This window comes from Paenibacillus diazotrophicus (genome assembly GCF_042610465.1).
The window spans coordinates 385,692-397,604 of the sequence record NZ_JBGJZN010000005.1 but is presented as its reverse complement, the minus strand read 5'-3'; the positions used below and the strand labels follow the sequence as shown (position 1 = coordinate 397,604).

Here is an 11,913-nt window from a genome sequence, read left to right as displayed (position 1 = left end):
TTCACCCGCCCAGCAGGCCTGCCGGAGCAAACACCGACTTCGGCAGCGTGAACTCACTGGCGGAGGCGCGTTCAGCTTCCTTTCGTTCAGTCTCTGCAGGACTTCCGTCGTCCGTCCCTGCACCAAGCTGCTCCTGGAGCGCGAAGATTTGCGTGAAATACTCCAACGCTTCATTCCCCTGCTTGCCGCCGGACAGTTCCTTGATGACATTAATCGGATCGTGCATCATCTGGTTGACAATGCTTTTGGTAAGACGGCGGATCACCTTGCGCTGATGCTCGTCCAGTTCCGGCAGCTTGTTGAACAGACTATCCATAGTATCTTCATAGATACCATTGGACTTATCCTGCAGCGCACGGATCACAGGACGGACACCCAGCGTCTTCAGCCACATCTGGAAATCCTCCAGTTCAGCTTCAATCATCACTTCAATCTTGGCAGCTTCTGAGCGGCGCATCTCCAGGTTAGTCTCTACAATGCCTTCCAGATCGTCAATGTCGTATAGGAACACATCCGGGACGCTAGCTGCTGCAGGATCAATGTCACGAGGGACGGCAATATCAATCATGAACAGCGGACGTGATGGGCGGCGTTTCATGTTCTCGGCCACTTGATCGGCTGTCAGAACATAGCCCTCGGCCCCAGTCGAACTGATCACTATATCTACTTCATCGAGATGCTGTAGCGCATGCTCAATCGTGCTCGGCTTCCCGGAGAACTTCTCAGCGAGTTCCACAGCACGCGCCAGCGTACGGTTAGCAACGATCACTTCCGCTGCACCGCTGCTGTACAGATGCTTCACCGTTAGCTCACTCATTTTACCGGCGCCAAGAATGAGTACTCTTTTGCCGGAGAACATGCCAAAAATCCGCTTGCCCAGCTCTACAGCCGCATAGCTGACAGATACAGCACTCTCGCCAATCGATGTTTCGCTGTGAGCCCGTTTACCCAGCGTTACCGCCTGCTTGAACAGCTGGTTGAACCAGGTTCCCGTCACACCTTCCCCCTGGGCAGTTAAAAAAGCACTTCGTACCTGTCCAAGGATTTGCGTCTCGCCGATCACCATCGAATCCAGTCCGCAGGTTACGCGGAAAAGATGGGTGATCGCCTGCTCGTCTTCATATATATACATATGCTGTGCAAACACATCACTTTTCACTCCAAACCACTGCTCCATATAATTGCGGATGAAATATCCGCACATATGAAGCCGGTCTACAACCACATAAATCTCTGTCCGGTTGCAGGTGGCAACGACAACCCCTTCCAGTACGCTTTTGGTCTGCATCAGCTGATGCAGCGCCTCAGGCAGATCCCTTTCGGCAAAAGCGAACTGTTCCCTGACTTCTACGGGCGCCGTACGGTAATTCAGGCCAACGACGACAATATGCATCGTTTGTTCACCATCCTAATCTCTATTCATTGGTGCAGACACTTTTGCCGCTCATCCAAAATTCGCTATTGCCACTTTCACAAGTTCTATAAACGCTGTGTTAAGTATATCACATGAAAAAGCACCTTTTGATAAAACCTTTGAACTATTTATGAAATCCAGATAATAATAATTATAATTAAGCTGCAGACTTTGTCGCCTCTTACATCGTAATCCGTTCAGCAGATCTATCCCAGACGCAGCACCACACATGTTTTATCATCAGAAACCTTGAGGCGCGGCACCTCCAGCAGCATGTGGTCATTTTGTTCCTTTTCATACAAAGCCCGGGCATACCTTTCAACCCCAAGCTTATCCAGAGTCCCTGTCAATTCCGTCCAATCGGTTTCTTCGGTGTATAGGCCGTCGCTGAACATATATAGACTCTCCAGATTAGCCCGGTTGAACGTACCTTTCTCCAAAAATAGAGGAAACTGCGAATCGCCGTTCAAAATTCCGTATCCGCCCATCGTATTGGCCAGGGCACGGTTACCCTTCAAGTGAGGTATAAGCCTTCTGCGGAGCTCTGCCGGATCGCCTATGCCTTCCGCGCGCAAATGAGCCATTGTCTCTAGTGTCCTCCGGTCTACATGTGCTAATTGGGGATGAGTCAGCGCTCTCACCGTTCCATCCTTATACCTTGCAAGCAGCATACAATCCCCTGCCTGCACGTAATCAATGCTGTATTCACGGATCTGCACTATGACCAAAGCCGCTGACCACCGATTGGACGCCTCCACTGTATCTACTCCTTCTGCCACCATCCGCTGCGATAGAGCCTGGTTCGCTTCAGCAGTAGTCTGCTCCAGCTTCCCGTCCGGGTCCATTCCCATGAAATGTGCCGCCGCCAGTTGCGCCGCTATATATCCTCCTGTCCGCCCCTCTGGATTCCGGTATGCCGAAAGCGAGGTCGCGCCATCCACAACACCATACACAGATGCTTTTTTATGGATGACCAGCGCATCTTCGTTCCATTCTCCATCACCTTTTAACGAACAAGTATCCAATTGCCATTCAGAAGCTTCCGGCATCTCAATCTTCCTTCCCATTTGCCATATATGTAATTAAATCTAACACATAAATCAATGATTGACACACAATATTGCGAATGATAGCATATAACAAATGATTAAAGTCATTGTTCCTGACATTACTGTGAATAAAGTCTACCCAGACCCCATCTAATGTCATGTTTCATTCGAATTTTTAATCTCATACCTCTTGTATAAGCTCATTAATTTGGTTTGAGCGTTTCTACAGGCAACCGTAAATTGCCCCAGGCTACAAGAGGCACCGCAAGGCTGAAGGATATTCAAGGCGAGAGCCTGCATGATTTTGGTGCGCTCGTCCATGATGCCGATTGTCCTCCCGGTGCCTCTTGTAGTCTGGTTTTTTGTTTGAAACGAAGTGAAGCAAATGAGGTTCATACTAACTTTAAACTTTAAACTTATAAGGAGTGAAGATCATGAGCGCATCCTATGCAAAACTCAGCGAATCCATCAGTAAAGCCAAAAATGTGAGAATTTATAAAAATAAAGAAACCGCCTATGATTTCAAGCTCTATCCCTTCGGAGAACGCGGCACCTATATAGATCCCGAGTTGATCAGTGAAATCACGGACAGTCTTACCGAGAGCATTACGGTAGAATTCCCTGCTTTTGATTATATCGTATCTCCCGAGCCGGGCGGGCATACCTGGGGCATGCTCGCGGCCTACAAACTGATGAAGCCGATGAATATTCTTCGTCTCAGCACCGAGTTATACGACAATTACGAGGTCAGCATCAGACGTGAAACGGCGTATAATGAGAACTATATTTATTTTGACGGATTCACTGCCGGAGACCGGGTGCTGCTTCTGGATGATGTAATCAGTTCTGGGGCAACGATCCGCTGTATCGCCCAGCAAATGGACCATATGGGGATTCAGCTTGTCGGCGTACAGGCGATACTGGCCAAAGGTGAATTCTACAAACAACTGGAAACGGATATAGGCGTACCGGTACGATTCTTATCTAAAGTATAGGAACAGCAAACCTAGAGAGGGAGTGACCGAACATGGCTTACTATTATGATCAACCGTCCAGAACGTTCAGCGAATTCCTGCTGGTGCCGAATCTGACGACCAAAGAATGCATTCCGGGAAATGTCGATCTTAGAACCCCGGTAACCAAATTCCGCAAGGGTGAAACTCCAGCCCTTATGATGAACCTTCCCGTGACTTCTGCCGTGATGCAGGCCGTCTCCGATCATAACATGGCGATTGCCTTGGCCAAAAGCGGTGGGATTTCCTTCATTTATGGTTCCCAGTCTGTCGAGCAGCAAGTCGAGATGGTCCGCAGAGTCAAAAAATTCAAGGCCGGCTTTGTGCTTAGCGATTCCAATCTGCGTCCCGAAGATACCCTGAAGGATGTACTGGAGTTAAAAGCCCGCAGCGGCCATTCCACTATCGCCATTACCGACAACGGGGAGCCCACAGGCAAGCTGATGGGTATTGTCACCAGCCGGGATTACCGCGAGAACCGTCTGCCTCCGGATTGTGCGATCACAAGGTTCATGACACCCCTGGCTTCGCTGATCTATGCTAATGAAGGCATCACCTTGACAGAAGCCAATGATATGATCTGGGATCACAAGCTGAACTGTCTTCCCATCGTAAATAGCAGCGGTCATCTGGTGCATCTGGTCTTCCGCAAGGATTATGACAGCCACCAGGAATACCCTCTGGAGCTGCATGACAGTAACAAACAGCTGATTGTCGGAGCAGGCATCAACTCCAGAGACTATAAGGAACGGGTTCCGGCGCTTGTGGAAGCCGGTGCGGATGTGCTCTGTATCGATTCCTCAGACGGTTATTCTGAATGGCAGGCTGAGACGATCCGCTACATTAAAGAGACCTTTGGTGAGAACGTAAAAGTTGGCGCAGGTAATGTCGTGGACAAAGAAGGCTTCCTCTATCTGGTCGAAGCGGGGGCAGACTTCATCAAGGTCGGTATTGGCGGCGGCTCGATCTGCATCACCCGTGAGCAAAAAGGCATCGGCCGCGGTCAGGCCTCCTCCGTTATCGAAGTCGCCGCAGCCCGCCAGGAATACTACGAGAAAACAGGTATTTACGTCCCCATCTGCTCTGACGGAGGTATTGTACATGACTACCATATCGTTCTCGCCTTGGCCATGGGGGCTGACTTCGTGATGCTTGGACGATATTTCGCCCGCTTCGACGAGAGCCCGGGCCGCAAGCTGCTCGTTGGCGGCAACTTTGTCAAAGAGTATTGGGGCGAGGGCTCCAGCCGGGCACGCAACTGGCAGCGCTACGACTTCGGGAACGCCGACAAGGAGAGCAAGCTGGAGTTCGAGGAAGGCGTGGATTCCTTCATCCCTTATGCCGGCCGCCTCAAAGACAATCTGGATCTCAGCATCAGCAAAATCAAATCTACCATGTGCAACTGTGGCTCACTGACCATCCCGCAGCTGCAGAAGCAGGCGAAGATTACTCTTGTCTCCTCGACAACCATCTTTGAAGGTGGCGCCCATGATGTTATGCTGAAGGAAAAGGACAGATCATCATCCTGATCCATAAGGAGCGTACCCCATGAACGCACTCAAGGAAATACTGATAACCAAACACGAACTGCAGCAGAAAGTCAAAGAACTAGGCACAGCCATCGCGCAAGACTACAAGGGACAGGAACTGGTGCTGGTCGGCATCCTTAAAGGTGGGGCTGTGTTCATGTCCGACCTGATGCGCGAGATCACCCTCCCGGTAGGAATCGATTATATGGCCGTATCCAGTTACGGCGCCAGCGCCACCTCCTCTGGCGTCATCACGATCAAAAAAGACATCGATACTGACATCCGCGGCAAGCATGTCCTGCTTATAGAGGATCTGATTGATACCGGCCAGACCCTCCAGCATCTGCGCGAGCTGTTCCTCATGCGCGAGGCCGCCAGCGTTCGCATCTGTACCATTCTAAGCAAGCCCTCCCGTCGGCTCGTAGACGTCCCTATCGACTACTGCGGCATCGAAATTCCCGACGAATTTGTCGTCGGCTACGGCCTGGACTATGCAGAGCAGTATCGCAACCTGCCGGAAGTGTGGATCGTAGAGACAAGCGAATAGATTAGAGACAACCGGGTCCTCCTTCTTTCAAGCGTTCATGCCAGTGAACATCAGGAAAGATGGGAGACCCGGCTTTGCCTATGTTATTTGTCCGCCAAAAAAGGCGAATCCCCGTCGAAAACAGGAATTCGCCCGCTATAAGCCGTTCAGAAGTTCTCTTTCTTCACCCCAACTGCATCGTCGTAACGCAAGTATCGTTCGTCTCAAACGTAGAAATCTCGGATTCGGCCTTTTTACCATCATGCTCGATCGTCACTTGGAAAGTCCGGTCCCGCGGCAGCCACAAATCAATGAACCCGTTGGGCTGGGATTGCACAGTCTGGTTGTCCATCACCATGTGGCCATCCGAGTCTTTGACCGAAATGTTGAAGTCCTCCCCGACCATCTCGCCCTGGCAGCCGGTCAGACTATGGGTTGCACAGGGATGAGTCTTCTCGACGTAGGGTGCGATGGAGACGAAAAATTCGTCTTTAGGCAATGAATAAGTCGTAGATTTAGTATCGCTCTCTTTAACAATAAGCTGCGTGGAGGAAATAGACGCCGACTCAGCTTGTGCGGTCCGCATGCTGAAGCTCTGTACCATTTGCTTGAAGCTCGCCGTGTCCATGTTAACAGCTACTGTATTCAGCTTGCCGCTCTCGTTCTTGTCCGTAGACTCCGCTAACGTATATGTTCCTATGGCAATAACAGCCACTATACCAGCGGCCACCAGGAATTTTTTTCTCATCTGGGCAATCATCCTCCTGTCTCTTTCCCCTATTATAAGCGAGCCAGGACAGCTGTAGACAAGTCGAAAGCGTGACAAATCTATGAAGCAGAGCCCTAGAACTCAAAAGAAAACTTGGCACTCCAATTCGACCCGCCATCTTTGGTGAAATACAGGGTCGAGCTGTTCAGATCACGCACCGCCATCCAGCCCTGGTTATGATCTACGAAGGAGATCACACCTTCAAAGCCCAACACCGTCTTGGAATTACTCCATACCTGGCCGTTATTCTTGGTCATACCTGTGCCCACCATCTGTGCCGCAGGCTGATAGCCAACCATGAAGGCCGTCGTTTTGCCGATCAGCTGGAGATTTCCGGGACTGCCCGAAGCCGGCCCCTTCTTCACTTTGGCCGCCCCGCTCCCTGGAGCAGGGCCGCCGCCGGCAGTTTCCTGGGCAATGACCCGGGTCCAGCTGCTGCCTGCATTGGAGCTCCCATAGAGTGAATACGAGGTCTGTGACATTCCCGAACCGCCGTAGAGAACCGTATATACCTGTGATGCATTAGCATAGACTCTAGCATACTGCGGATCGGAATAAGCCGCCTTCATCATCCGCTTCCAGCTAGTCCCGCCATCGGTGGTCCGCATCACCTGATAGCCGTTGCCCGGAACGATAACAACCGCCCAACCGCTGTTACGGCTTGTGAAATCAGCTCCGCGAGTATTGGCCGGTGTAGCGACTTTGCTCCAGCTAACCCCACCATCGTTCGTATAATACGTAGAAGCGCGGTTATAGCCGAACCCGGTTTTACTGTCCAGGAATTCTATGCGTTCAAAGGTTACCGCGTTATTCCCCAGCCGCTTCCAGGAGGAGCCTCCATCCGTAGTGCGAATCAGGTATTTGGCTTGAGTATCCTGTATAGTTGCCAGTGCCCAGCCGTGCACATTATCCGGAAATTCTATCTGCTTAAAGTTCCACTGTCCCTGATAGATCTCCTGAAATTCGCATCCGCCATCCGAAGTCCCGATAAGAAAACCGTTTCCAGCCGTCCGTCCCGTATCTGCGCTCAAGAAATCTACAGTGGCGAAGGTAAGCGGCTCCGAGCTCCCATCTGTATGCTTTTTCTGCAGACCCTGCAGAATGCCATGATCCCCGCTACTGCAGGACTTTGTTGGTGTTGCTGGTGCCGCGTCTGCTGCCGGAGAAGCTGCTATCCCCCATCCTGCACATGTGAGCAGACCCACAGAGAGCAGAGTTAACGAGGTTTGCCGTAAACGTTTGGTCAAATACATAGTGACACCTCCTAGGGTATATTTACCCTGCTTAGCCATCACGAAGCGGAAGGCACAGGTGCCGTACCGGACTTCATTCGGGTGCTGAGCACAGTGACTGCTTTTTTCAACAGAATAGCAAGTCCCAAGGTAAGCAGGATACTTATCACATTAAGCATAAGGTCGTTCATCTGCAAGTCCAGGTTTTGCCGGAGATCCGCTGTAATTTTGAGCATTCGTTCATGAATCAGGTAAATCTCCAGGCTATGCGTTCCACAGAACGAAAGGAAGCGAAACCGCGATCCTTTGTATTCCGGCACCAAGTGCAGCATCCCCGCCATGAGCAGACATAAGGGCAGTGTAATCAGGATAAAAGGATACCACCACAGTCCATAGCTCCACACGTAGCCGCTCATATATTTTTGGCTTGCTGCCAGCAGCACTGCACCCGTCAGAAGCATCCCGAGATACACCATTCCATTCCGCCGCGAGATGACCTCTTGCTTGTCGATTAGATACCCCACAAGCACCCCAACGAAGAAAATCGGAATTCTTATCGTAAAAATAAGTAAATAAGAGAGCGGTGTTCCAGATAGTACCACGCTGAGCAGAAGTCCAATAAGACTGGCCGCAGCGACAACTAACACCTTTTGGTGTACCTTGAAAAAATGCATAAACAACGGTGTCAGCAGATAAAGTACAAGCAGTGCAGGAACATACCAGTCAAACCGGCCATCCAGACCAAACCAGAAGCTAAGCGTAGTCAGATTCAGCAGCACATCCAGCAGGGACATCTCACCCATCACCCAATACAGCAGGCAAAATAACAGCACTACGGGAAGATATGTGGGCAGAATCCGCTGCAGCCTTCTTTGATAAAATAGACCTGTGCCGGTGTTTTTGCGGTAAGCATAATATAGCCCCAACCCCGACACCAGCAGAAAAATATCCACCCCGCCATATCCATAAGCCTGCAGGGTACCCAGCACAGGAATGGAAGAGAAATCCACAGTCGAGTGATAGAGCATCACCCATAGAATCGCCAGCCCCATGAGCTGGGTGCGGTACGTGCTGATCAGCTTGTAATTAAGCTTGCTCATGAAGGGCCTCCTGAATGACCGGCTGCGGGCGGGAAGAATAGCTTGCAGGCATTAAGCCGGAGAGTTTTTTGTAATTCAGCGAGAAGAGGATACCCAGTGCAGCTTCTGCAAGAATGATGAAATCCCTATTGGAGATCAGCAGCGGAATCGCAATAACACCTATGACAATAAGAACCCAAAGCACCGGATGATCCAAGTAATTTTCTATGTAACAGTTCAGCCGAAGCAGGATTCTCATCGACACATAAGTGCAGACCAGGGCCAGCCCCCACATCCACACAATATACAAGCCGCCCAGCCCCACGCGGTCAAATGCAAGGATCAGGAACAGATGGGTAAATAAAAACAGAAACGAATGCTTGCCGAAATATAGAATCAGATTGTTGGAGGTAGAGTAGCTTTTTTTTCGTCTGAAGAGATAAAAGGTCCCGAACAACACCACCAGTGACAACAGCAGATATTGTACCGACATATTATATTTAACAAAATCCGCTTCGTGCACACCTCCGTAACTGAATGCGGCAAGCAGCAACCCGGATACCAGAGTTAAGATGAGGTTCACCCGGTTACTGCATCGATAGGCAAAGATCCCGGCCACAAACGCAAACATCCAGGGAAAGTACGTAAACCCAACCGTCTCTGTGAACAAAATAGACTTTAGAGGGAAGTCCGGCAAGCGCTGACTGATAACACCATGTACCGAATACGCAAGCAGCGACAATAGAAGATATAAATAGAGTGGGGGTTTGAGGTATTTCTCCAGGAGGTATACACTAAGCACGCCGAGTGCGATGATCTGGGGAACATCCATAATCTTGAACGCCTGCATATCCGGTCTCCACATGAGATTATAAGAGAAACCGATAACAGCGAATAGCGCATAAAAGCTAAACATAGATCTGAAGCTTCGCCTGCGTGCCTGCAGCGTGGTTGTTACTCCCGATACTGCAAAGAAAAGAACAGGAGCCAAACCAGCAATAATCTGAAATACACGTTCATTGCCGTTAAAATAAAGCGGAATATGCGCCATAATCATCAAAATACAGCTAATCCCCTTGATCGCATCCAATGAATAGTCATATTCCTTCATCCATTCACTATCCTTTCCTTAGGGTGTAATTCTCTATGCAGAGAATGTTTGTATATTGAGTATAATTGGCATTTCAGTATTCCCCATCCCTCTAAAGTATAAGATTTGATATAAATTCAGTCTTAAATATATCAACCAACTAAGGTAGTATTTGAAATAACTAGTTTGTACCATTGTTCTTACCTATTATTTCCTATAACCTAAAGAATAACTTATATGGAAAGGGGCTGCCGTCAACCCATGCAAGCTCCCGAAGCTTCTAAAGTGATAACTGCAGCGGATTCGACTTCCGCCTCTGTAAGAACCCCACGGCTTAAAGTAATCGATATGGTAAGAGGGATTACGATTCTGCTCGTTGTAGTGGGACATGCCGGCCTAACGCCTGTGGTTCTAAATGATATGTTCCGGGACTTCCGGCTTCCGCTATTCTTCATCGTCTCCGGGTACCTGTTCAGCGCAGCCAAATATTTCGATAATTTCCGGGGACTGCTGCGTACCCGCATCCTTACCCTCGTTATTCCCTATCTATCCGCCGGACTCTTGTGCTACCTGCTCTGGTTGACCCTCCGCACGATCGAAACCAATCACAGCATGGATATTACCTGGTATGAACCCCTGCTGGCTATCGCTTACGGCACCTATTCCGGCGGTCTGCTTCTGAACATTCCCATCTGGTTCCTGACCTGCCTGTTCGCAGCCCAGATTATCTTCTGCCTCAGTATGCGTTATCTAAGCAAAATCCCGCTTATACTGCAGTTTGCCGCCATGCTAGCCTTAAGCCTATCCGGATATGCACTAAGCACTGTTGCTTATCTGCCCTGGAACATCGATGTCGCACTGGTCGCCCAGCTCTTCATGTTCATCGGTTACCAGCTTAAGCAATACCAGTTGCTCGGTAAGATCCGTATCTTCAACCTGGGTACCCTGGTGTTAATGGCCATTTTCCTCGCTGCAGCCTACTTCAACAGCTATGTAGACATGAACAACAGGGAGTACGGCAATCTGCTACTATTTTATATAGCCGGTATCGCCGGAAGTCTGCTCGCTATTAAAATGACCCAGTTCCTCTCCAGATCCAGATTCTTCGCCGCACTTCTCACCTACATTGGCCGGGAATCTCTCGCGATCCTGATCTTCCATTACGGAGTCTTCATCCTGCTCTTGAATTTCATGGAACGCTACGTCTATGACAGCTACCTGGGATGGTTCCCGACTGCGGTAATTGCTGTGGCGGGTTCGCTATTGCTCAGTATCGTGGTGAAGCGGGTACCGGGGCTTGGCTTTTTACTGGGGGGAGCAGGGCAGAAGGCTACCGCCAAAAAAAACTCTCTGGAGAGAGCGGCGGCTTCTTAACACACTCATACAAATTACATACATTTGAATATCCTTAGCTGAGAACGCAAAAAAACGGAGGTACACTAAACCTCCGTTTCACTTCCCGTTAACTATCCTTTATGCTTCCAGTTCAAACAGTTTACGGGTGAGATGTTCCAGCAAATGATCAATCTCGTGAATCGCTTCATCTCTATATAGTAGGTTACGCTGATCCAGCAGATTATCAATAGTTCCGCGCAGACTCGCAATCTCCCGCTCAATCGCATCAGACTGGTAGAGACGCATCATCTCTGCAAGCGAGTGCTTGTGCTGATAGACCAGCTTGCTCCCTAGTGGTGTAACTTCAGAGATTCTGCGAACTGAACCGCTCTCGTACACATAGACCATGGTGAATCCACGATATATTCGATTCACTGTTCCGCTCCCCTTGTAGGTAACGAACAGCTTGCGGATAGCATTATTCAGATGCGCGTTCACAATGGTACAGGACAGGGCGCATACGTAGATGCTGCCTCTTTGCTGGAAGGATAAATGAACCTCTTCGCCTCCGGCTTCCTCCAGGACAACTTCCTGTTCTCCGCCGCCAAGAATCTTTACCCGGTGGCTGATGAAGCAGGTATCGGCGGTAAGCAGAAATTGCTTCATCTGAAATTCTGTCATTTGCAAAGTCGCATTCACATATTCTGTAGCCAGTCTCTGAGCCATGTCTATCCCTCAATTCTGTGTAACAGCCTTTAGCATGATTATACAATGAAGAGCAGTAGGTTTCTCATCAGAAAGAACAGGATATACGCCGATAATCCACCTTATATCGGGAGAAATGAATAAGAGCCAAGCATTACATATGTATTCCTCA

Annotated in this window: 11 protein-coding genes and 1 riboswitch; of the genes, 4 read left to right on the top strand and 7 right to left on the bottom strand. The window is 49.6% G+C overall.

The window, feature by feature from the left end; genetic code table 11:
- Position 1: 1 nt before the first annotated feature.
- Both hemA and ACAN54_RS20745 read right to left on the bottom strand, forming a co-directional pair.
- Positions 2-1,393 carry a glutamyl-tRNA reductase gene (gene hemA, locus ACAN54_RS20750; RefSeq protein ID WP_379159749.1) on the bottom strand — a complete coding sequence of 464 codons (1,392 nt, stop codon included), beginning with the start codon at positions 1,391-1,393 and terminating at the stop codon, positions 2-4.
- Between the two features lie 227 nt (positions 1,394-1,620).
- Positions 1,621-2,463, bottom strand: coding sequence for a protein phosphatase 2C domain-containing protein (locus ACAN54_RS20745; protein ID WP_379159746.1), 843 nt, complete (start codon positions 2,461-2,463; stop codon positions 1,621-1,623).
- Positions 2,464-2,633: 170 nt separating this feature from the next.
- Positions 2,634-2,736: riboswitch (purine riboswitch) on the top strand.
- 161 nt (positions 2,737-2,897) lie between these two features.
- On the opposite strand from ACAN54_RS20745, the gene ACAN54_RS20740 reads away from it, so the two are divergent.
- From ACAN54_RS20740 to hpt, 3 genes are read left to right on the top strand one after another with little or no spacing between them, the layout of a single operon-like run.
- Entirely contained in the window at positions 2,898-3,458 is a 561-nt protein-coding gene (locus ACAN54_RS20740; RefSeq protein WP_379159744.1) for a phosphoribosyltransferase, read from the top strand.
- Between the two features lie 32 nt (positions 3,459-3,490).
- Positions 3,491-5,005 carry an IMP dehydrogenase gene (locus ACAN54_RS20735; protein ID WP_379159742.1) on the top strand — a complete coding sequence of 505 codons (1,515 nt, stop codon included), beginning with the start codon at positions 3,491-3,493 and terminating at the stop codon, positions 5,003-5,005.
- A gap of 19 nt (positions 5,006-5,024) precedes the next feature.
- Entirely contained in the window at positions 5,025-5,552 is a 528-nt protein-coding gene (hpt, locus tag ACAN54_RS20730) for a hypoxanthine phosphoribosyltransferase (protein WP_379159739.1), read from the top strand.
- Positions 5,553-5,715: 163 nt separating this feature from the next.
- Here the strand turns inward: hpt and ACAN54_RS20725 are convergent, their stop codons facing one another.
- The 4 genes from ACAN54_RS20725 to ACAN54_RS20710 form a co-directional block, all read right to left on the bottom strand.
- Positions 5,716-6,279, bottom strand: coding sequence for a CueP family metal-binding protein (locus ACAN54_RS20725; protein ID WP_379159736.1), 564 nt, complete (start codon positions 6,277-6,279; stop codon positions 5,716-5,718).
- 95 nt (positions 6,280-6,374) lie between these two features.
- On the bottom strand, positions 6,375-7,553 hold the full coding sequence (locus tag ACAN54_RS20720) for a hypothetical protein (RefSeq protein WP_379159733.1): 1,179 nt from the start codon (positions 7,551-7,553) through the stop codon (positions 6,375-6,377).
- 38 nt (positions 7,554-7,591) lie between these two features.
- Positions 7,592-8,632, bottom strand: a complete 1,041-nt coding sequence (locus ACAN54_RS20715; protein WP_379159730.1) for an acyltransferase family protein — start codon at positions 8,630-8,632, stop codon at positions 7,592-7,594.
- On the bottom strand, positions 8,619-9,722 hold the full coding sequence (locus ACAN54_RS20710) for a hypothetical protein (protein ID WP_379159728.1): 1,104 nt from the start codon (positions 9,720-9,722) through the stop codon (positions 8,619-8,621). The genes ACAN54_RS20715 and ACAN54_RS20710 overlap by 14 nt, the downstream gene beginning before the upstream one ends.
- Before the next feature lie 240 nt (positions 9,723-9,962).
- Here ACAN54_RS20710 and ACAN54_RS20705 point away from each other — a divergent pair, with 240 nt between their 5' ends.
- Entirely contained in the window at positions 9,963-11,075 is a 1,113-nt protein-coding gene (locus tag ACAN54_RS20705; RefSeq protein WP_379159725.1) for an acyltransferase family protein, read from the top strand.
- A 99-nt stretch (positions 11,076-11,174) separates the two neighbouring features.
- Here ACAN54_RS20705 and ACAN54_RS20700 read toward each other — a convergent pair whose 3' ends face one another.
- Positions 11,175-11,762, bottom strand: coding sequence for a non-ribosomal peptide synthetase module (locus ACAN54_RS20700; protein ID WP_379159722.1), 588 nt, complete (start codon positions 11,760-11,762; stop codon positions 11,175-11,177).
- Positions 11,763-11,913: the final 151 nt, after the last annotated feature.